The sequence below is a fragment of the Streptomyces sp. NPDC048484 genome (assembly GCF_040651415.1).
Taxonomy (GTDB): Bacteria; Actinomycetota; Actinomycetes; order Streptomycetales; family Streptomycetaceae; genus Streptomyces.
In genome coordinates, this window is sequence record NZ_JBEZJY010000001.1 from 394,217 (window position 1) to 415,018 (window position 20,802).

At 71.3% G+C, this 20,802-nt stretch carries 20 protein-coding genes, 1 tRNA gene and 1 pseudogene; 12 read left to right on the forward strand and 10 right to left on the reverse strand.

Annotated features, from left to right (window positions below; translation table 11 throughout):
* Positions 1–84 precede the first annotated feature (84 nt).
* From AB0D14_RS01645 to AB0D14_RS01665, 5 genes are read right to left on the reverse strand one after another with little or no spacing between them, the layout of a single operon-like run.
* Positions 85–2,208, reverse strand: a complete 2,124-nt coding sequence (locus AB0D14_RS01645) for a lipid II flippase MurJ (protein WP_362773057.1) — start codon at positions 2,206–2,208, stop codon at positions 85–87.
* Positions 2,205–3,545 carry an O-antigen ligase family protein gene (locus tag AB0D14_RS01650; protein ID WP_362773177.1) on the reverse strand — a complete coding sequence of 447 codons (1,341 nt, stop codon included), beginning with the start codon at positions 3,543–3,545 and terminating at the stop codon, positions 2,205–2,207. Before AB0D14_RS01650 ends, AB0D14_RS01645 begins: the two co-directional genes overlap by 4 nt.
* Positions 3,546–3,600: 55 nt before the next feature.
* Positions 3,601–5,055: an exopolysaccharide biosynthesis polyprenyl glycosylphosphotransferase gene (locus tag AB0D14_RS01655; RefSeq protein ID WP_362773060.1), complete on the reverse strand. Its 1,455-nt coding sequence runs from the start codon at positions 5,053–5,055 to the stop codon at positions 3,601–3,603.
* The gene (locus AB0D14_RS01660; RefSeq protein WP_362773063.1) at positions 5,052–6,245 is read right to left on the reverse strand and encodes a glycosyltransferase family 4 protein; all 1,194 of its coding nucleotides are present in this window, start codon (positions 6,243–6,245) and stop codon (positions 5,052–5,054) included. The genes AB0D14_RS01655 and AB0D14_RS01660 overlap by 4 nt, the downstream gene beginning before the upstream one ends.
* A 15-nt stretch (positions 6,246–6,260) precedes the next feature.
* Positions 6,261–6,542 carry a hypothetical protein gene (locus AB0D14_RS01665; RefSeq protein WP_362773066.1) on the reverse strand — a complete coding sequence of 94 codons (282 nt, stop codon included), beginning with the start codon at positions 6,540–6,542 and terminating at the stop codon, positions 6,261–6,263.
* A gap of 352 nt (positions 6,543–6,894) precedes the next feature.
* Between AB0D14_RS01665 and AB0D14_RS01670 the strand changes: the two genes are divergently transcribed.
* From AB0D14_RS01670 to AB0D14_RS01700, 7 genes and pseudogenes are all read left to right on the forward strand, one after another.
* Positions 6,895–7,134, forward strand: a complete 240-nt coding sequence (locus tag AB0D14_RS01670; protein ID WP_362773069.1) for a chaplin — start codon at positions 6,895–6,897, stop codon at positions 7,132–7,134.
* A gap of 239 nt (positions 7,135–7,373) precedes the next feature.
* Positions 7,374–8,282: a hypothetical protein gene (locus AB0D14_RS01675; protein ID WP_362773072.1), complete on the forward strand. Its 909-nt coding sequence runs from the start codon at positions 7,374–7,376 to the stop codon at positions 8,280–8,282.
* A 295-nt stretch (positions 8,283–8,577) separates the two neighbouring features.
* Positions 8,578–8,826 (forward strand): annotated as a pseudogene (locus AB0D14_RS01680) (hypothetical protein); the annotation flags it as partial.
* Positions 8,827–9,166: 340 nt separating this feature from the next.
* Positions 9,167–9,664, forward strand: a complete 498-nt coding sequence (locus AB0D14_RS01685; protein WP_362773075.1) for a DUF5949 family protein — start codon at positions 9,167–9,169, stop codon at positions 9,662–9,664.
* Between the two features lie 214 nt (positions 9,665–9,878).
* Entirely contained in the window at positions 9,879–10,388 is a 510-nt protein-coding gene (locus tag AB0D14_RS01690) for a hypothetical protein (RefSeq protein ID WP_362773078.1), read from the forward strand.
* 72 nt (positions 10,389–10,460) lie between these two features.
* Entirely contained in the window at positions 10,461–10,991 is a 531-nt protein-coding gene (locus AB0D14_RS01695) for a tyrosinase family oxidase copper chaperone (RefSeq protein ID WP_362773081.1), read from the forward strand.
* Positions 10,975–11,841, forward strand: a complete 867-nt coding sequence (locus AB0D14_RS01700) for a tyrosinase family protein (protein WP_362773084.1) — start codon at positions 10,975–10,977, stop codon at positions 11,839–11,841. Before AB0D14_RS01695 ends, AB0D14_RS01700 begins: the two co-directional genes overlap by 17 nt.
* 117 nt (positions 11,842–11,958) lie before the next feature.
* Here the strand turns inward: AB0D14_RS01700 and AB0D14_RS01705 are convergent, their stop codons facing one another.
* From AB0D14_RS01705 to AB0D14_RS01715, 3 genes are all read right to left on the reverse strand, one after another.
* The gene (locus tag AB0D14_RS01705) at positions 11,959–12,225 is read right to left on the reverse strand and encodes a chaplin (protein ID WP_362773087.1); all 267 of its coding nucleotides are present in this window, start codon (positions 12,223–12,225) and stop codon (positions 11,959–11,961) included.
* A 193-nt stretch (positions 12,226–12,418) separates the two neighbouring features.
* A complete protein-coding gene (locus tag AB0D14_RS01710; RefSeq protein ID WP_362773090.1) occupies positions 12,419–12,556 on the reverse strand; it encodes a hypothetical protein in 138 nt (45 codons plus the stop codon).
* A 10-nt stretch (positions 12,557–12,566) separates the two neighbouring features.
* A complete protein-coding gene (locus AB0D14_RS01715; protein WP_362773093.1) occupies positions 12,567–12,821 on the reverse strand; it encodes a hypothetical protein in 255 nt (84 codons plus the stop codon).
* Positions 12,822–13,043: 222 nt separating this feature from the next.
* Between AB0D14_RS01715 and AB0D14_RS01720 the strand changes: the two genes are divergently transcribed.
* The gene (locus AB0D14_RS01720) at positions 13,044–13,433 is read left to right on the forward strand and encodes a hypothetical protein (protein ID WP_362773096.1); all 390 of its coding nucleotides are present in this window, start codon (positions 13,044–13,046) and stop codon (positions 13,431–13,433) included.
* Positions 13,434–13,490: 57 nt separating this feature from the next.
* Here AB0D14_RS01720 and AB0D14_RS01725 read toward each other — a convergent pair.
* Positions 13,491–13,563, reverse strand: a tRNA-Arg gene (locus tag AB0D14_RS01725).
* A 311-nt stretch (positions 13,564–13,874) separates the two neighbouring features.
* Between AB0D14_RS01725 and AB0D14_RS01730 the strand changes: the two genes are divergently transcribed.
* The 4 genes from AB0D14_RS01730 (at position 13,875) to AB0D14_RS01745 (ending at position 19,894) form a co-directional block, all read left to right on the forward strand.
* Complete coding sequence (locus AB0D14_RS01730) at positions 13,875–15,482, forward strand: dynamin family protein (RefSeq protein WP_362773099.1); 1,608 nt, start codon at positions 13,875–13,877, stop codon at positions 15,480–15,482.
* Positions 15,479–17,512: a YfjP family GTPase gene (locus AB0D14_RS01735; protein ID WP_362773102.1), complete on the forward strand. Its 2,034-nt coding sequence runs from the start codon at positions 15,479–15,481 to the stop codon at positions 17,510–17,512. The genes AB0D14_RS01730 and AB0D14_RS01735 overlap by 4 nt, the downstream gene beginning before the upstream one ends.
* 193 nt (positions 17,513–17,705) lie before the next feature.
* The gene (locus AB0D14_RS01740; RefSeq protein WP_362773105.1) at positions 17,706–18,197 is read left to right on the forward strand and encodes a single-stranded DNA-binding protein; all 492 of its coding nucleotides are present in this window, start codon (positions 17,706–17,708) and stop codon (positions 18,195–18,197) included.
* Positions 18,198–18,520: 323 nt separating this feature from the next.
* On the forward strand, positions 18,521–19,894 hold the full coding sequence (locus AB0D14_RS01745) for a TQXA domain-containing protein (RefSeq protein ID WP_362773179.1): 1,374 nt from the start codon (positions 18,521–18,523) through the stop codon (positions 19,892–19,894).
* 227 nt (positions 19,895–20,121) lie between these two features.
* Here AB0D14_RS01745 and AB0D14_RS01750 read toward each other — a convergent pair whose 3' ends face one another.
* Positions 20,122–20,691: a tyrosine-type recombinase/integrase gene (locus AB0D14_RS01750; protein ID WP_362773182.1), complete on the reverse strand. Its 570-nt coding sequence runs from the start codon at positions 20,689–20,691 to the stop codon at positions 20,122–20,124.
* Positions 20,692–20,802: the final 111 nt, after the last annotated feature.

Genomic DNA, 20,802 nt, shown 5'->3' on the forward strand with positions numbered 1-20,802 from the left:
ACCCACAGGGGCGCGACCGGGCGCGCGCCGGTGCGGGTCTTGCCGGTAGTACGGGTCGTGCCGGTACGGGTCGGGTCGTTCGTGTCAGCGGAAACGGGCATGCGGCAGCCTTCGGGTGACGGAACGGAGGGCGTTGCGGGCGGGTGCGACGGCCTGGACGCCGAGCATCCGGAGCAGCAGGACGTAGACGACGGCGACGGTCGCACCGCCGGCGAGCAGGGCGAGTTCGGGAGAGTCGAAGCGGCTCGCGCACAGGGCTCCCGCCAAGGCCGCGCACACCGCCGCGCGGACCGGCTTGCTGAGTTCGTGGACGACCCGGCGGGTACGGATCGGCACGCTGCGCTTCTCGTTCATGCCGGACAGCAGCAGCGCCGCGGTGAGGGTGATCCCGGTCGCGTTGGCGGCGGCGATCCCGTACACACCCCAGGCCTCGATGGTTCCCGCGCCGATCCACGAGGTGGCGATGATGCCCGCGGTCATCGCCGCCAGCGGGTACCAGGTGGGGCGGCCGGCGGAGAAGTACGTCCGCACGAGCGCACCCACCAGTGTGTGGCCGAGCAGCCCGACCGAGTAGACCCGCATGACGGTCGCCGTCGCCGCCGTGTCCTGAGCGGTGAACGCGCCCCGCTGGAAGAGGAGGTGGACGATCTGCGGCGCGCACGCGAAGACCGCCGCCGCGCCCAGCAGCACCAGGCACGCGGCGACCGACACGTCGTGCTCGACCCGGCTGCGGGCCCGCTCGGTGTCGCCCTCGGCGAGCGCCTGCGCCAGTACCGGGAAGGTGACGGTGCACAACATCAGCGAGAGGGTCATCGGGATCTGGGCGACCTTCTGCGCGTAGTTGAGGTGCGAGATGGCTCCGGAGGGGAGGTTCGAGGCGAGGTGGCGCTCGATGAGGACCTGGGACTGACGGCAGAGCGCGAAGAGCAGGATCGGGGTGATGAGGGCGAGATCCACCGAGTGCGTGACGGACTGCTTGGCCGCCTGGCCCTCGGCACCGGTGCCGGTGCCGGGCACTTCCCGGGTTTTCGTGACCTTGGCTTTGACTTTGACTTTGACTTTGGCCTTGGCTTTGACCTTGTCCTCGGCGGTCGTGGTCGCGCTCGCGGGTGCCGTTGAGGCCGCGGTTGAAGACGCGGTTGAGGCCGTGGACCGGCGGCGGCCGAAGAGCTGCCGTACGAGGGCGGGGGTCTGCGCCGCCACCATCAGACAGCCGCCCAGCGCGACGCCGGCTGCCGCCGACCGTACGCCCCAGCGGCCGCCGAGGACGAACATCGCCGTGATGATGCCGGTGTTGTAGGCGACGTAGATGGCGGCGGGCGCCAGGAAGCGGCGGTGTGCGCGCAGCGCCGCGCTGCAGTAGCCGGCGAGCCCGAAGCTCAGGACACAGGTCGCCGTCAGCCGGGTGCAGTCGACGGCGAGCCCGGGATCGGACAGCCCCGGCGCCAGTCCCACGACCAGGTACGGCGCCCCGGCCACCAGCAGCGCGGAAATCCCCACCAGAGCCAGCGTGAGGCGGGGCAGCGTCGAGGCGACGAGCGTGCGTACGGGGTCTCCGCCCGCTCCGCCCGCTCCGCCCGCTCCGCGCGCCCACGCCCGCCGGGCCACGGCCAGGCTGAACGCCGGGACCAGCACGAATGCCATCCCGTCCTCGATCAGCAGGGTCGCCGCGACCTCCGGCACGGTCCACGCGACCAGGAAGGCGTCCGTCTCGATCCCGGCCCCGAAGAGATGCGCGAGCGCCTGGTCCCGGACCAGGCCGAGCAGCGCGCCGGCGATGGACAGGACAGCGGTGACGAGCGTGGCCTTGGCGAGGAACCCGCGGGTGGGCGGGGCGACCTCGACGGGTGCGACTCCGGTAGGCGCGCTGCCGACGGGCTTGGCGTCGGTGGGCGTCGCTTCAGTGGGGGTGGCGTCGATGGCGGTGGCTCGGGTGGGCGCGGTGTCGGTCGACGCGGCACGGGCGCCCGGCAGTTGGATCTCGCCCTCGCCCTCGCCCTCGCCCCCGGCGCCCTCCCCGCGCCCGACCTTGTGCCCGACTTTGTGCCCGGCCCCGGCCCCGTGCCCGGCCCCGGTCGTCGCGTCGCCGTGCTCCTCGGTTCGGGCGGCCGTGCCGTGCTCCTCGGCCGCGGTTCCCGCCCTGCGACCGCGACGGCCCTTTCGAGCCGCCGTTCCCTCACCCTCCGCCCGGGAAGGCGTCACCGTCATCGTTGCCCGGCCCCCTCGGAAGCCAGCGCCCACCAGGCGGCGAGGCCGAGGACCACCGCGGTCAGCGCGGTCGAGGGGCCGCCGATGTCGGCGTACACGAAGTCGACCAACTGCCAGACCAGCAGCCCGCACGCGACCAGCGCGCAGTCGAGGCCGCCCGGGGAACGCCCGGCGTGAAGCCGTGCGCGGACCCGGGCGTGGAAGAGCCTCCGCAGCCCGCAGACCAGCAGCGCCAGCCAGCTCCCGGCCAGCGCGAGCAGCCCCAGCAGCCCCTGCTCGCTGAGCACCAGCAGGTACATGTTGTGCGGGGAGAGGAGCGGCTGACGGTGGAACCCGGCGCCCGCCCCGTCCGTGTCGCTGCCCGAGGACAGCGCGAGCGAGGCGTGCCCGTCGCGGTGGTCGGGGAAGCCCTTCAGCCCCACGCCGGTCAACGGCTGGTCGCGCCACATGTCGATGGCCGCCGTCCACATCGTGTACCGGTCGGTCACCGACTGGTCCGGAGCCTCCGTCACCTGGGTGATGCTGCTGATCCGCTCCTGGAGCATCGCGGTGCCCACGCCGAGCCCGCCCACGAGAACCACCGCGGCCGCCGCCACCGCCGCGAACACCCGTACGGCACGCCGCATCCCGGCGAGCCCGAGCTGCACCCCGCACGTCACGGCCGTCGCGATCCACGCCCCGCGGCTGAACGACAGCGCGAGCGGCAGCAGCAGCGCCAGCGCGCACCCCACCGCCGCGGTCCGCTGCCGCGCGGGCCCGGACCCGAGTGCGAGACCGAGCGCGCACACCAGCCCGAACGAGACCACGGCCGCCATTCCCATGACGTCCGTCGGCCCGAACGTGCCCACGGCCCGGATTTCCTCGCCCTTGTACGAGGCCCCGGTCCCGGTCACGTACTGATGAACCCCGATCGCCCCCTGCCACAGCGCGAGCCCGACGAGGGACCAGGTGACAAGGCGCGCGTCACGGAGGTCGCGGACCAGCAGCAGCACCGCCGCCGGCACCAGCACGAAGATCTGCAGGTAGCGCACGAGCCCCTCGGCCCCCACCCCGGGCGTGGCCGCGCCGGCCGTCGCGAGCGCGATTCCGAGGACGGGCAGCCCGAGCACGACGGCGGCGGTACGGGACAGGGGGCGCCGGCGGTCGCGTACGAGGTGCAGCGCGCAGCACACCACGACCAGCCCGGAGACGGCGTCGGCGACGGTGGCGCCCCCGCCTCCACCCCCGCCTCCGCCTCCGTCCCCTTCCCCGGAGACCGGCAGCGCGAGCGCGGCGACGAGGACGAGCACGGGCAGCACGGGCAGCGTGGGAAGGAAACGGCGGGGCGCCGCAGCCATGGCGGCCACGAGGGACGGGGGAGGGGGCGGGGCGGGCAGGACCTGGGTCACCGGCTCAGCTCCCTGTCCGGCGCACGAGCGAGACGGCGGTGCGCACCAGGATGCAGACGTCCTGCCAGAGCGACCAGTCGTCGATGTACGCGTTGTCGAACCGGCAGCGGTCCTCGATCGACGTGTCGCCGCGCAGCCCGTGGATCTGCGCGAGCCCGGTGATCCCGGTCCGCATCCGGTGGCGGGCCGCGTAACCGGGGTACGTCTGGCTGAACTGGGCGACGAAGAAGGGACGTTCGGGCCGCGGTCCGACGAGACTCATGTCGCCCCAGAGGACGTTCCACAGCTGGAGCAGCTCGTCCAGCGAGGTCCGCCGCAGGAAGCGGCAGAACCAGCCCATCTCCTGCTCGTCCGCCACGCTCCAGCGGGTCGCCGCCTCGTGCGCGTCGGCCGGCCGGTGCGTACGGAACTTCAGCAGGGTGAACGGCCGCCCGTCCTTGCCGATCCGCTCCTGCCGGAACACCACACCGGGTCCGTCGGCGGCCCGCAGCACGAGCGCGCACACCAGCAGCACCGGAGCGACCAACAGCAGCAGGGCCCCGGAGGCCAGCACGTCCAGCAGCCGCTTTCCGGCGCCTCCGTACCAGCGTTCGGCGGGCAGCCGCCGACAGGCGAAGCCGGCGAGCCGGTCGGCCCGCTCGGGCGCCGGTACGTCCTCGTCGACCTCCCACACGGTGCAGCCCGACGCGCCCAACACTCGTAGCAGCGACCCCTGTTCGGCCCGTGTGGCGGGGCCGACGGCGAGCACGTCCTGCACGCCGTTCTGGATGAGCGCCCGCTGGACCTCCTCGCCGGTGGTCAGCACGGGCAGCCCCTCGCTGCCATTCGCCTCGTCGGCGACGACGCCCACCGGCCGTACCTCGCACCCCGGATGCCGCAGGAGGGCGGCCGCCACCCGCTGCGCGTCCACGGCGCGGCCGACCACCAGGGCCGCACGCGGGCGCCGCAGGAGCGCCCGGCGCCGGTGCCCGTGTACGACACCGCGGCCCGCGCAGCTCGCCACCGACTGCAGCGCGCAGCCGAGGACCAGGGCGCGGGCGGACAGCGCGTGCTCCGGGGAGTACGCCGCCAGCAGAGCCGCGAGCGCACACCAGCTCACCGCGATCCGGCCGCAGACAGCGGGCAGTTCGTCCAGGACGGCGGGCACGCGCGCGGCCCGGTACAGCGACGCGTGCGCGTTGAGCCGGAGCACCGCGAGCACCAGCAGGGCGAGTGGCAGCGGATGCGGCCAGGGCAGCGCCAGAGCGCCGCCGGCCAGCGCGGCGCCGATGTCCACGGCGGGCAGGGGCAGCCGTGAGGGCAGCCGTGAGGGCAGCCGTACGAAGGGCTGTCCGCCGCTGGGGAATCCGAAGCCGCCGATGGCCTCGCGCGGCGGGATGACCGAGACGGGCGAGAATCGGTGGTCCGCCGCCGCCCGCGGCCGGCCGGCCGGGGAGGGAACGGTACTTTCCGCAGTCACGTGTGGATGGACTCCCTGCACTCGGTGTGGTCCACGCCCGCGCCGCGTCCGGTCGGCCAGCCGCCGATCAGATCGCGGTACACGTCGGCGACGGCCGCGGCCGTGCGACGGACGTCGTGCGTGGTCGTTACGTACCGGCGTGCCTGATGGCCGAGAGACTCGCGCAGCAGCGGGTCGAGGAGCAGCTCGGCAACGGCCCCGGCCAGCGCTTTCGGGTGCTCGGGCGGCACCAGGCAGCGCGGCTCCTGGCCCGGCGGCAGGCTCTCGTGCGCCCCGTCCACATCGGTGATCACGACGGGCCGCCCGCAGGCCATGGCCTCCAGCGGCGCCAGCGCCATGCCCTCCCAACGGGACGGCAGGACGACCAGATCGGCGGCCTGGTACCAGGGCGCGGCGTCGGCGACGGCCCCGGCGAACAGCACGGACGGGGGAGCCCCGGCCCGCAGTGTGCGCCCGTCCGGTCCGTCTCCGACCAGCACGAGCCGGGCGCCGGGCACCCGCCGCGTCACCTCACGCCATGCCTCCAGGAGGACGTCCTGCCCCTTCTGCCGGCACAGCCGCCCCACGCAGACCACCAGCGGCGCCGCCGCCTCGACCCCTTCGAGCAGCGGAATCCCGGCCCGTACGGTGCCCACGGAGGCAGGGTGGAAGCCCTCCAGGTCGATGCCGTTGGGGATGACGCTCCAGCGTCCCCTGATCCCCGACCGCTGCCCGGTCCGCCGCTCGGCCTCGCTGACGCACACCACCCGCGCAGCCCACCGCGCGCCCAGCCGCTCCCAGTTGAGCGCGAGCATGGCGGTGGCCCCGCCGACGGCCTCGAACGACCAGGCGTGCGGCTGGAACACGGTCGGCACCCGCCCGCGCACGGCGAGCCGCACCGCGAGCCCGGCCTTGGCGCTGTGCGCGTGCACGACGTCGGGGCGTACCTCCCGCACGATCCGACGCAGACTCCGTATCTCGCGTACGAGCCGCGGCCCCGGCGAGCGGGTCGCCTGCCAGTGCCGTACACCGGAGCCCAGAGCCTCGACCGCCGCCGGGAGGCCACCGGACGACGGACAGGCGACGGTGACCTCGGCGCCGGCGGCCAGCTGCGCCCGCACCAGGTCCGTGACCACCCGGCCCACCCCGCCGTCGATGGGCTGGGAGACGTGCAGGACCCGTGGCCGAGGGCCGGTCGGTGACAGTTGCATGCGCGCTTTCCTCGCTCACGGGTGGCGCTCGGAGGGAGCGTCCGAGCCGTACCCGAGCGTGTTCGGATACGCGGGCGTCCGTCCGGAAGCCGTCCCGTCGGGCTCACTGATCGTCGAATGCAGTACGCCGTCCCAGGGGGTGGCGCCGTTGGCGAGAGGGGCCTGGCCGCCTCGCCCGTCCGGCACGGGGTACGCGCCCGCGCCGCTCGCCCGCACCAGCCGCGTGACATCCGCCGAGGCCCTATGGCGCAGCAGAAGACCCCTATCGCGCAGCAGAAGACCCAGGGAATTGCGCATGACCGGCGTTGCCCTTTCGGGGGAATTTCGGCGGAAGAGGTTCTGACCCGTACGAGTGGACGAGATGTGGACATCACGCGAATGCCGCCCATGACTCCCAGTCCGTTACTCCCCGTCTGTTTCAAGCGGCCCGAGGAAGAACGCAACTGTAGCCGCTATCCGTATTTATCCGTGAAACCTGTCAAGTGTGTCGGAATCGTGTGCATGCTTCGGGATAACCCTCTGGCTCGGATCTGGTAACGGCCCGGAGCGTCACTCTTTTGGAGGCACAACCCGCGCCCGCGCCACGCGTTGATTCCACAGCCGGGCATCTCCGCCCGGCTGTTGTTTCAATCCCAAGGAGCACCTCTCCATGTCGCGTATCGCGAAGGGCCTGGTCTTTACCTCCATTGCCACCGCTGCCATGGCGGGCACCGCCGGCATCGCCGCTGCCGACAGTGACGCGCAGGGCACCGCCGCCCACTCCCCGGGTGTCCTGTCGGGCAATGTGCTGCAGGTCCCCGTCCACGTGCCGGTCAACGTCTGCGGCAACACCGTGAACGTCATCGCGCTGCTGAACCCGGCGTTCGGCAACGAGTGCGAGAACGACTGACGCCGAAGCTCGGGCCCTGATCGGCCGTCCTCCCGAGAGGGAGGGCGGCCGATTCTCGTTGCCCCGAATGGAGGGAGGGCGGCAAGTGTCCCCGGCGCGCCCGGACACGGTGCCTCACCAGGGACAACGGTCGTGGCGGCGAACGGGGACCGCCACAGTGCGTGGTCGATCGGTTGCAGACGGCGGTCATCACTTCCACGGTGAGGACAAGATCCGACGCATCATCGAAAGGACCTTTCATGCGTGCTCTGCCCGCGCGGCGTATCGCGATCTCCGCGCTCTGCGCCACACTCCTGCTGGGGATCGCCGGACCCGTCGCGGTGGCCGCCGACCACGACCCGGCGCACGACGCCCGTGCCATGACGGCCAGTGCGCCGGTGCCCGACGAGGACAACGCTCTGCTGGCACTGATCACGAGCCTCGGCGACGTCGCCGGAGTGCTGACCCCGGTCACCGACCTGCTCACCGCCGTACTCAGGGCCGACGACGGGCAGATCCCCGAAGCCGACGCCACGAAATTCGCCGACGCGGTGAAGGCGGCCATCGCCAAGTCCGCCGCCATGTCCGTCGACACGTCCGCTGACACGTCCGCTGGCAAGGCGGTCGACAAGGCGGTCGACAAGGCGGTCGACAGGGCAGTCGACAGGGCTGTTGCGGCGGACCCGGAGGCTCCCGGGGTCCCGCAGACCCCGTCGGTGGAGACGCCGACCCAGCCCGCCGTACCGACCGTGCCCGCTGAGCCGGGGGTGCCCGCCAATCCGGCCACACCGGCCGAGCCGGGGGTGCCTGCCCAGCCGGGGGTGCCCGCCAAGCCGACCACACCCGCTGAACCGGGGGTGCCCGCTGCTCCGCCGTCGGTCCTGCCTGCCCTTCCCGGAACCCCCGCGCTCCCGGCGGGGAAGGCCGCCCACCGTACGATCGCGCCCGACCGCAGGGTCGACGCGCTCAAGGACCTGCAAGAATCGGTCGATGCCCTGGTCAAGGCAGCCGTCGGCGGTGACGCCGCCGCTCTGGAGGTGGCCTTGAAGAAGGTCGTGACAGGCCTCGTCGACTTCGTCGCCGCCGCGGCGCCGGACGGCGGCCTGGTCGCGCGGAACCTGCTGGGTCTGCCCAAGTCGCCCACGGACCTCACGCGGTCGGCCAACTGACAGGAAGTCGCTGTACCGGCCGTCGGGCCGACCCATCACGCGGGTCGGCCCGACGGCTTTTTCGTGCCCTATTCCGCGCCTTATTTACAAAATCTATCGAGGTGTTTATATGAAAAATATCATTTGCTGATGGGGCGCACCCTTCAATCGGGTGGGTTCCAGGAATCTTTGGCGTATGGAGTTTCCGTCGCGAGAGGAGGTCGTTGGACAGGGAGCAGTGTGAGAGCAGGCATGCAGGATGCCTGCACACCGAGAATTCCCTCCGGTGACGAGAGTCGCCGACGAAAGGAACACGATGAAGTCCCTGAAGGCCGCCGTCGTCGTGGCAGGGTCCATGGTCATCGCTGGAGTCGCCGCGCCCGCCTTCGCCACCGACATGACGCCTCCCACCAGCCTCAACGGGGGTCTCGACACGGCTGTCACCAAGCTCACCCACGAGCCGGTGGACCCCATGCCCCTGCAGACGCAGTCGAGGGCGCTCGACACGGAGAACAAGGGCTCCGCGCTCAGCACCGTCAAGGAGGCGACGAGGACCCTGAACTCGGCGCGCGGACCCAGGGACCTCCTGGGTGGACCTGCCCCCAAGGCTGTACCTGCCCCCAAGGCTGTACCTGCTCCCAAGGCTGTACCTGCCCCCAAGAGTGGACCTGCCCGCAAGAAGTGACGAAGGGCCGGTCGCGCATGGTGCGGACCGGCCCTTTGCGTGGGCCTCCGGCAGATGAACGTGTTCCGGCACGTGACCGTGTTCCGGCTGTTCTTCCCGTCCGTTCGACTCTTCCGGTCCGTTCGACTGCGTCCCTCGTTCGTGTGGAGCCCCCACGGAAATCCCTCGTGCGGGTGAGAAAGGGAGCGGACGCATTCCGGCACGCCGATACGGTTCCGCGATGACCTCAATCTCCAGCGGAACGCGTCCTTTCCCCGCCGCGAACCTCGGCACGCTCGTCGTCATGGCGTGGAGCGGCGAACACCCCGACGGCGACATGCCCTATCTCCTGGCCTATTCCCTCGGCGACGGCGAGGGCGGACCCGAGGGCTCCGCCGCCGCCGTCGAGCAACTGCTGAGTGCCAACGGCCTGTCCCTCGGCGACTCGGTCGTCGACGCCACTCGGCAGCCGAGCTTCCCGGTCCGTCTCCTCGTCGAGGCGGGCCATGCCGTCGTCAGCATGACCCAGCTCAACGCCCAGTGCTCCGTGCCGCCGGAGTGGCTCGCCGCGGTCGGTAAACGCGGATACGCCTACTTCCTGTTCACCACCCGCCCGTGGCCCGAGGCCGAACCGGGCAAGCCCGTCGAGCCGGAGGCCCTGGCTGCCTTCGCCGGCGACGAGGAGACCCTGAACAACGCGGCGCACGCTCTCGTTCCGGCGCGCAGCCTGCGCGGCTGACCATGCGTGCCACGGGGGCACGGGCGTCACGAGTGCCACGCATGTCACGTGCCACGCATGTCACGCGTGCCGGAGCATGCTCGTGTTGACGCGCGGGTGGGACTTCTGGACGAGCTGACTATTGGGTCGACCGGGGGATTTTTGACCTGATCCTGTTCGCCGGGTCGTTACCAGTTTCGGACGCACTCCCCGAATCCCGAAAGGCCCGTGCCTGATGAAGTCGACCACCCGAGGAACTCTTGCCGCCGTCGTCACCTGCGTGGCAGCCGCTGTCGCGACACCCGCCGTCGCGGCCGAGGGTGTTCCGGTAGCCGTGCCCCTGGACGGCGTGGAGCGCGCCTTCGACACGGAGATGCCCAAGATCAGCGGCACCGTGCCGCTGGTCACGCCGGGCCGTCCCCAAGGTCCGCGATACGTCGAGGGCCGGATGCTGCCGGAGCGGGCCATCCCGCAGCTGCCGTTCACCACCGTTCTGCCCGCGGCGGACGTGAGTACGCCGCTGCCGGACGTGCTGGGGAACGCCTTCGGCCGCGTCAGCGCCAGCACGCCCCATTCCGGCCTGCGCACGCTGACGCCCGGTGCCTCGCTGGATGCCCCGCTGACCGGGGTGCGCCGGGACAGGGTCGGCCTTCCGGACCCGAAGCTGCCCGAGGTCGCCCTGCTCGCCCCGGCCCTGCAGGCGGCGCCGGGAGCGGACCTGGGCCTCACCACGCCCGAGCTGTAGGCACACAGAACTCGTACAGGATGTGCTCGGCGTGCTCGTACAGGACGTGTCGGAGGGGGTGGGGGAGTGCGGGTGAGAGCGGGCGACGGTACGCGGCGTGACGTCCTGAGAGGGCTGCTCGCCGCGGCCGTGGCCGCCGCCCTGGCTCCGCTCGTCTCCGCATCGAGAGCGTCACGCGCCGAGCCGTACACCCGCGGTGCGCCGACCGGCGGACCGGACGGCGGAACGCCCGGCGAACCCACCCGGTTCGAAACCGAGTACGAGACTGAGTTCGAGACCGAGTACGCGGCAGGGTTCGACGAGATGTACCGCGGGTGTCGGATCCGTGGATGCAAGGACACGGCGGACGGCGTGCGTTCGGCCGGGGCCGCGCGTACGGGCTCCGCCGGGCCCTGGCGGGTCACGGTGGACGATCGCCCGCTGCACCTCATGCGGCGGGCCGGCGGCGGCTATCTGACGATGATCGACCACTACCAGTCGTACCCGACACCGCTGGCCGCCGCCCGCGCGGCCGTGGACGAACTGGACGGCACCCTGCGACTGCGCGCGACCGATCAGGAGGCGGAGCGGGGAAAGGGGCACGGGCATGACGTACACGCGTAAGAACGTGAGCGCGCTGACGCGTACGGAGAAGCGCAGGCTCGTCGGCGCGTTCCTGGAGATCAAACGCACCGGCGAGTACGACGAGTTCGTCCGTATGCACATCGAGCACTATGTGTCGGACGGCGAGGGCGGACTGCGTGCGGCCCATATGGCGCCCTCCTTCCTGCCCTGGCACCGGCGGTTCCTGCTGGACCTGGAGCGGGCCTTGCGCCGGGTGGACGCCGGAGTGTCCGTGCCCTACTGGGACTGGACGAAGGACCGCACCCCCGCTGCCTCGCTGTGGGGGGAGGACCTGCTGGGAGGCAACGGGCGGCGGTCCGACCACCAGGTGACGACGGGGCCTTTCGCCCGCCGGCACGGGAACTGGGTCGTCAAGGAGTCGATGACCGACGGCGACTACCTCACACGTGATCTCGGCAGGCCCCAGTCTCCGCTCGCCCTGCCCACCGCGGACGATCTCGCCAGGGCACTCCAGGACTCCGAGTACGACACGGCGCCCTGGAACTCCACCTCCGACCGCGGCTTCCGTAACAAGCTGGAGGGGTGGGGAGACGGGCTCGGCGACGACGCCTGGCGCAACCACAACCGCGTCCACCGCTGGGTCGGCGGACACATGCTGGGCGGGGCCTCCGTCAACGACCCGGTCTTCTGGCTGCACCACTCCTTCGTGGACCTGCTCTGGACGCGCTGGCAGAAGCGGCATCAGGGCGCGCGGTATCTGCCCAAGTCGCCACCGGAGATCGGGGATCTGCAGCACGGGCGGATCGTGTCGCGGCACGAGGCGATGCCGCCGTGGGGCGTGACACCGGACGAGATGGAGGACCATAGCCGGATCTACCGGTACGTCTGAGACGTCGGCGTCGGCGTGGAACGGGGGCACGGGAGGCGGGAGGCGGGGCGGGGCTGGACGTGAGGAGACCCCCGGCGGTGTGTACCGCCGGGGGTCTCCCCACGTCAGTGCGGTGCTTCAGCGGCCGTAGCCCTTGTCGGGCTCGCTGTGGTTCGCGCACTCGTTGCCGAACGCCGGGTTCAGCAGGGCGATGACGTTCACGGTGTTGCCGCAGACGTTGACCGGCACGTGGACCGGAACCTGGATGACGTTGCCCGACGCGACGCCGGGCGAGCCGACGGCCTTGCCCTCGGCGCCCGCGTCGGCCATGGCCAGACCGGCACCACTGAGCACAACGGCACTCGTGCCGAGAGCGACACCGGCTGCCTTCGCGATGCGAGACATCACGTTTCTCCTTCGAATTGATGAGCGCGGCAGCACGAACGCGACCGCACTGTCCCTTCAACGCGAGGATGCACGGCGGGTAACGGTACGCAACGTGATGACATCCACCAAAATGCTGCATATGGGTTGAGAAGTCCGAGCCGAGGCGCCAGGCTTCCAGGCGCCCTTCCGGCGGGGCGTTCAGACGGGACGTTCAGGCGGGACGTTTCGCGTCCAGGCCGGCGAGCAGGACGCCGAGTGCGTAGCGGAAGCTGTCGGTCACCGTATCGCCTGCCGCGTGGCGTTCTCTCAGGCCGCGGGCCATCAGCGGGAACGGGATCGTCGAGATCACGGTGGCTTCGTCAGGGCTGTCGGGCCACGACCGCGGCGGCACCCTGGCCGGCGTCTCCGAGCCCGCGAGGGACGACGACCCCGACGATCCGGTGACCGCCGGTGAGCTTGCCGACGCGATTCGCCGGGTCACCGGTACGCACGTGGTCGTCGAGGAGCTTCACGACGGCCGCCGGTTCGGCGACCAGGCTCGCTAGGCCGACGCGCTGCGGGAGATCGTCGAGGAACTGATGGACATCCCGGCGGTGAACCAGTACTTCACCCATCTGCTGTCCGCCGTGAACCTGCGCTACCGAACACTTGCCCAGTGCTCCACCCTTCGGGGTGGAGGTGATGGGCATCCTGTCCGTAGCGGCCCGGAGGGTCGCAGTGGCATGGCTAGGATCGCTTTGTCGGACAACGGGGTTGTCCGGCCTACCGCCGGACGGGCGGGAAGTCAGGCCTGCGGAGGCCCTGTAAGACCGACCCTCACCGGTCGGCAGAGGCCCGTGAAACAGGAACCCGTGGTGGTACTGCGTAGCAGTACGGACCGGAATCACCTGCCCTCGGGCAGGCGAGGGCGTCAAGAGCTCGCCTACCCCGCGCAAGCACCGGTCGGGCAACTCCTGCCCGACCTGGAACTCGTGGACGACGACGGCACGGTCTCACGGCTGCACGAGCACATGCGGGCCGGCCGAGGGCTGCTCCTGCTCACGCCGCACACGCGGGACCTCGCGCGGCACGGGGCCGGCCGGGTCGAGGTCGTCCCGGTGACGAACACCGAACCACTGCTGCTCCGCCCCGACGCCGTCGTGGCCTGGTCGTCGGGCGACCGCGCATCGCTCGACCTCGCGTTGAACACGTGGTTCGGCCGCCGACTCGATGATGCCGGTGAGTGACGTGCTTCCGGACACGGAATGGCCTGACCGGCGTTTTCGCAGGTGAGGCGGCATGTGCGCCCCCGGCAGGACTCGAACCTGCGGCCAAGCGCTTAGAAGGCGCCTGCTCTATCCACTGAGCTACGGGGGCCGGGTGTGGTGGCCTGTGGTGCTGGTGCCCGGGTATGGGCGGGGCTGTGACCTTGCCGGGGACAAGGATAGAGCTCCCGCGTCCCTGTACTTCGCGCTTCCCCTCCGTGGCTCGATGTGGAGGTTCAGTGAAGCGGTCCTGATAATCGCAGGCAGGTACGAATCGTGCATCGCTTTTGGCGTCTCACACCCCGGGTGTTGTGCACTCGTTATGCCTGCGCCCCAGTCGTCCCTTCCGCCTCGAGTGTCTGATCGGCGCGCAGACACGCCCATATGCTTTAGAAAGCCACCAAAATTGGGCATTCTTCGCATGTGGTGACCTTGGACGTACGGCCTCAGCTGCTCGACGCACTCTCCGCCCTGCGCGACCGTGTCGCCTCCGCACGCTTCCCGCTGCCCCTGGCGGGGGCTCCACGCGCGCGTGCCAACCGCGACGAACTGCTCGCGCAACTCGACGACTATCTCGTGCCCCGGTTGAGAGAACCCGAAGCACCCTTGCTTGCCGTGATCGGAGGATCTACCGGGGCAGGCAAGTCGACGCTGGTCAACTCCCTTGTGGGGCGACGGGTCAGCGAGGCCGGGGTGCTGCGGCCCACGACGCGTACTCCGGTGCTCGTCTGCCATCCGGAGGACCATCACTGGTTCAGCGGGATGCGTGTACTGCCCGACCTCACGCGCGTGTGGGTGCCCCTACAGGACGGCGACGACGATCCGCTGCTGCCGGGTGAGGACGGCACACGCGTGCTTCGCATCGAGACCGCCGACACTCTCCCGCGAGGGCTCGCGCTCCTCGACGCGCCCGACATCGACTCCCTGGTGGCCGACAACCGGGTGCTCGCCGCAGAAGTCATGTGCGCGGCCGACATCTGGGTCATGGTCACCACGGCGGCACGGTACGCCGACGCGGTGCCCTGGCATCTGCTGCGTACCGCCAAGGAACATGGCGCCACCCTCGTCACCGTGCTCGATCGGGTACCCCACCAGGTGGTTTCCGAGGTCTCGCGCCAGTACGGCGCGCTCCTCGCCAAGGCGGGGCTCGGCGACGTACCCCGCTTCACCGTGCCCGAGCTGCCCGAGTCCGCATGGGGCGGAGGGCTGCTTCCAGCCACCGCCGTGGCGCCCCTGCGCGCCTGGCTGGCCCAGCAGACACAGGACCCGGGCGCCCGGAATCAGGCCATGGCACGAACGGCGTACGGGGCGCTCGACTCGCTGAAGTCGCGGATGCCCGAGCTCGCCAGTGCGGCGGCCGCCCAGTACGCCGCCGTGCTGCGGCTCACCACGGCGGTCGAGGGGGCGTACGACAGCGAGCACACGCGCCTGCGGGGCCGTCTGCAGGCCGGGGCCGTCCTCGCCGGGGGCGCGCTCAAGCGGTGGCGCAGCTACCCGCTGGACTGCAGCGCAGGCGAACTGCTCGACGCGCTGGTCGAGAGTCTGGCCGACCTCCTGCTGTGCGCCGTCGCAGCGGCCGACGAGCGCATCGACGAGGCGTGGCGCCGTGAACCCGGCGCGAGCGCGCCGAGCCTGACGGACCGCGATCCGACGCTGGAGAGCGCCGAGCATCGCATCGGGATGGCGGTACGGCGCTGGCGGCGGGAGCTCGAGGAGTACGCCGAGGACGAGGTGCGCGCCCTGGAGAAGAGTGTCGCGCCGGACCCCGAGGCGGTGGCCGCGCTGGTCGCCACCGCGCTCCTGGGCGGTCGTCGGGCGCGGTCCGCGGGCGAAGGACTCGCCGAGCGGATCGGTGCCCACGGCGCGCTGCGGCTGCGCGACAAGGGCGGCCGGCTGCTCACCGAACACCTCGACAAAGCGCTGCACAGCGAACGGGAGCGGCGGCTCGCCCCGCTCGACGCCCTCGACGTACACCCGGAACCCCAGGCCGAACTCATCGCCGCGCTGTCCGTACTGCAGAAGGAGAGGTGACCGCGGTGACCGCCGTCAAGGACCACATGGATCACGCCGACCAGCCGGAGGAGGACGACCCCGTTACTGGCCGGAGAAACGATCGCGAGAAGGGCCCCGACGGGGAAGTCGGCCGCAAGGAGAAGAGGGAGAAAGGGGATTCCACGCGCGTGCCTGCTGAGACGGGCTCCGGCCCTGGGTCCGACCGCGGCTCCGGCTCCGGTTCCGACCGTGACCGCGACCGCGACTCCGGCTCCGGCTCCGAGGACGGCGTGGACTCGGCGGGCGGCTGGGACGACGGGCTGATCGCACGGCGCGTGTCCGCCACGGCCGAGGGCCAGGCCAAGCCCGTACAGGAGTTCGCCGTGGAGAACAGGTCGCCCGCTGCGAATTCCCTCGTGTACGACGGGCCGCTGCGGTCCCGTCTCGACGCACTGCGCGAACTGGTGGGGCTCTCCCGTACACGGCTCGACAGCCGGACCCTCTACGAGGCGGGGCAGGTCCTGGACGAGGCGACGGCGCGTCGCAGACTCTCGGGACAGCACACCGTCGTCGCCATCGCGGGAGCCACCGGAAGCGGCAAGTCCCAGCTCTTCAACGCGCTCGCCGGGGTGGCCATCTCGGAGACCGGGGTACGCAGACCGACCACCGCGGCCCCCATCGCGTGCAGCTGGAGCGACGGCGCGGCCGGACTCATCGACCGGCTCGGCATTCCCGGGCGGTTGCGCCGCAGGCCGCTGCAGAGCGCCGAGGCCGAGGCGCAGTTGCGCGGGCTCGTCCTGGTGGACCTGCCCGACCACGACTCGGCGGCCGTCCAGCACCGGGAACACGTGGACCGGATCCTGGGGCTCGTGGACGCCGTCATCTGGGTCGTCGACCCGGAGAAGTACGCCGACGCGGTGCTTCACGAGCGCTATCTGCGGCCCATGGCGGGCCACGCGGAAGTCACCTTCGTGGTCCTCAACCAGGTCGACCGGCTGCCGGGCGAGGCCGCCGACCAGGTCCTCGACGACCTGCGGCGACTGCTCGACGAGGACGGGATCGCGCTCGGCGAGTACGGCGAGCGGGGCGCGAGCGTCCTCGCCCTGTCCGCGCTCACCGGGGAGGGCATCGGTGAACTGCGTGAGGTGCTCGGTCACTTCGTGGCCGAGCGGGGCGCCGCGGCCCGCCGGATCTCCGCCGACGTGCACGCGGCCGCGGTGCGCCTGTGGCCCGTCTACGCCAACCGGCGGCAGGCCGGCCTCAGTGAGGAGGCGCGCGACGAGTTCGCCGACCGGCTCGCCGACGCGGTCGGCGCAACGGCGGCGGGCGAGGCGGCCGAGCGCGCGTGGCGCCGCAACGCCAACCGCGCGTGCGGTACGCCCTGGTTGCGGCTGTGGCGCTGGCATCAGGACCGGCGCGACCCACCGACCGGGCGCCTCGCCGTACAGACGCATGCCGACGAGGAGGCCACGGCGCGCCAGCGCGTCGAGCAGGCGGTGCGCACAGTGGCCGAACAGGCGTCCGACGGACTGCCAGGACCCTGGGGGCAGGCGGTGCGCGAGGCGGCCGTACGAGGGTCGCAGGGGCTGTGCGAGGCACTGGACGAACTGGCGGTACGGGCCGGGACGCCGGCCGGGCGGCCGCCGAGGCCCGGCTGGTGGCCGGTCGCCGTGCTCGCGCAGGCGTCCATGACCGTCCTCCAGGTCCTCGGCGGGCTGTGGCTGTTGGCGCAGATCATCGGCTTCATGTCGCCGAACCTCGGCGTGCCCTCGCTGCTGATGATCGTCGGCATCGTGGGCGGCCCGGGCGTCGAGTGGGCCTGCAAACTGGCGGCGAGCGGGCCCGCCCGGCGGTACGGGGCCGACGCGGAACGGGGGTTGCGGGAGGCGGCGTCAGGATGCGGCCGGGCCCGGGTTCTCGATCCGGTTGCGGCGGAGCTGCTGCGGTATCGGGAGGTACGGGAGCAGTTCCTGCGGGTCACGGGAGTCACGGGAGTCACGGGAGGCACGGGGGTCACGGGGGCCACGGGAGTCACGGGAGCCACGGAGGTCGGGGCCTCTGCGGGGTGAGGCAGGCGGAGGTACTCGTTCGAGTGGTGGAGTTGTCCACAACCGGGCGGTGGCCCACAGCGCTCAGCGGGCTCGGGCCGGCGGAGGCAGTCTGAGGCCGTGGCGATCGAGACATGGTCGCCACGACAGCACGACAGACAGACGCAGCCGTACGGGACGGGCCCGTACGCGTGGGCAGGGGAGGGTTTGCGCGATGAACGAGACGATGGTGTGCGTGGTGGGGAACGTGGCTACGCAGCCCGTGTTCCGAGAGACGGCGGCAGGCGCGTCGGCGAGGTTCCGGCTGGCGGTCACGCAGCGGTACTGGGACCGCGAGAAGAACGCCTGGAAGGACGGGCACACCAACTTCTTCACGGTGTGGGCCAACCGGGTGCTCGCGACGAATGTGCAGGCGTCCGTGTCGCTGGGCGAACCGCTCGTGGTGCGCGGCAGGCTGAAGGTCCGCTCCGAGCAGCGCGACGGGCAGTCGTGGTCGGGCGCGGACATCGAGGCCTCGGCGATCGGACACGATCTGGCGCGTGGCACCGCGGCGTTCCGGAGGACGCTCAGGAGTGATCAGGCATCCGATCAGATGTCCGATCGGGGATCGGGTACGCCGACTCGGCCGGAGCCCAGCTGGGAGACGGAACCGGCGGACCGGGCCGATGCGGCGGCTCAGCACCAGGAACCGGCCCTGGCGATGTGATCAGGAGGTGCCGGCTCCACGGGCTGACCGAAGTGCGGCTTATCGGCGAATCTATTCGGAAGGATCCCTGTGGATTTGTCGATAAGCCCAGCTCGTACCCGGCCCGGGCGATAACGATTCCGATTCGGATCACTCATCGAATGACATGACCGGGGAGGGAGATGCGCCCCGTCCTTAGGATGCCGGGCATAGCTCTCGGAGCTTCTGATTCCACTGGCGGGACCGTAACCCCCCAGGTCAACGGGTCCTGCTCGAAGGGGAATTCTGTGCTTTCTTCGTTCTCTGCGCCGTCCGTGCATGGGCGAGGTGCCGCCGCCGCTCGCCTGGCCGCGGTGGCGCTCGTGTCCGGGCTCGTCGCCGTGAGCGCCGTGACCACCGCCGTCGCGGCCGGCGCGGACGAACTCCCGCAGAGCCAGGGCGGCGCGACCGCGACCGTGGGTGGGCTGAAGGTGGCCGGGGTCGCCGTCATCCACGAGGAAGGCGAGGGGGGCGGGGGAGGCGAGGACAAGCAGGTCTCCGCGGGGCTGTTCGAGATGTCCGTCGACAACGGCGGCACCCTGCAGACCTACTGTGTCGACCTCTACAGCCCGACACAGAAGGACGCCAAGTACCAGGAGACCCCCTGGAGCGGTACGTCGCTGAACGGGAACCCCGAGGCGGGCCGGATCCGCTGGATCCTGCAGAACTCCTACCCGCAGGTCAACGACCTCGCCACGCTGGCTGCGAAGGCGGGTGCGCGAGGCCTCACCGAGCAGGACGCGGCGGCCGGCACCCAGGTGGCGATCTGGCGGTACTCGGACGGCGCGGACGTGGAGGCAGTGGATCCGCAGGCGGAGAAGCTCGCCGACTATCTGCAGCGCAGCGCACGCGACCTCGCGGAGCCCGGAGCTTCCCTGCGCCTGGATCCGCCCGCGGTCTCCGGCCGCCCCGGTGAACCGCTCGGCCCGGTCACCGTGCACACCAACGCGGACGGTGTGACGGTGACGCCGCCCGCCGATGCCACGAGCGGGGTGAGGATCGTCGACCGGAACGGCAAGGAGATCACGTCCGCGGCCGACGGCGGCGAGCTGTACTTCGACGTCCCCGAGGACGCCGCGGACGGTTCGGCCACGCTGACGGTGCAGGCCTCGACCACCGTGCCGGTCGGGCGGGCCTTCGCCTCCGAGACCAGGAGCCAGACCCAGATCCTGGCCGGCTCCAGCGAGTCGACGGTCTCCGCGGCGGCGACCGCGAACTGGGCCGGCACAGGGGCGATACCCGCGCTGTCGGCCGAGAAAAACTGCGCCGAGGGCGGCCTGGACGTCACCGCGGTCAACGAGGGCGACAAGGCGTTCACCTTCGATCTGATGGGCTCCGAGCACACCGTCGAGGCGGGCGCGTCACAGACCGTGACGGTCCCGCTGCAGGAGGACCAGCCGTACGACTTCACGGTCAAGGGGTCCGGCGGCTACGAGAAGCGGTTCCAGGGCGTGCTCGACTGCCAGACGCAGAGCGGCGCCGGGGGCCAGGCACCCCAGACGCTGAGCGAGTCCGTCCCCGTCACGGCGGGCGGCACCACCGCCACGACCACCGACCTCGCCGACACCGGCGCGTCGAGCGCCACCCCGCTGATAGCCGGGATCGCGATCGGCCTGGTCCTGATCGGCGGCGCCGCGGTGCTCTACGTCCGCAAGAAGAAGACACCGACGCAGGACTGAACCCGCGCGGAAGGCAGAAGCGGGAAACAGGAAGCAGGAAGCACAAGAGGCTGCACCGGGCCTGCGGGCCTGGCCGGGGAGCTTCCGCCATACGGGTTTCCCCCGAGGGGTGGCGGTACGGCAAGATGGGGTGTTACTTGCCGCGAGAGGACACGAAAAGGCCCCTCACCAGCATGTTTCCCGCCGATGAGGGGCCGTGTCAGGCAGCTTGGGCCGTCTCTGGGCCGTCATGAGCGTGACCGGCGGCCCGGTACATCGCGGAGATGGCTGGTCCGGGTCCGCCCCTCGCTGGACGGCATGAGGTGCGTGTAGACGCGAAGCGTGAATCCCGGATCGCTGTGACCCAGATACAGACTCAGGGCCTTGATGTTCTCCCCGGCGTCCAGGAGCACCGAGGCGTAGAAGTGCCGCAGGGCGTGTATCCCGTGCTCGCGAGCGACCGCGTACCGCTGCCCTTTCTCCGGGGCCGGGATGAGGCCGGCGGATGCCAGAGCAGGTTTCCAAGATCGATCGTTGAAGGCCTGGCTCCAAATGGCTGTACCGATACCGCTCGTGAAGAGGAGTCGGCGCGTGGCCTTGGGGCCGGTCGGAGTCAACCAGGGCAAGGTCACCTCGACGGGCGGGAAGCTGGCCATGTGCTTGCGCAGCGCCGCCGACACCTCGGGGTCGAGCGGCACGTCACGGACCTTGCCACGCTTCGGCGGAGCGAAGACGAGCGTGCCGCGGACTTTCTTGACCTGTTGGCGCACGTACAGCCAGCCGAGATCTCCGATGCTGTCGACGGCCAGGCCGAGGATCTCGCCTTGCCGTAGCTGTAGTGACCCGTGAGGTTGGGGACGCGGCTGGCGGGTGGCTGGCCTTTGAGTGCGGTGTGTCCGCGGTGGTGATTGTAGGTGTGCAGCCAGGCG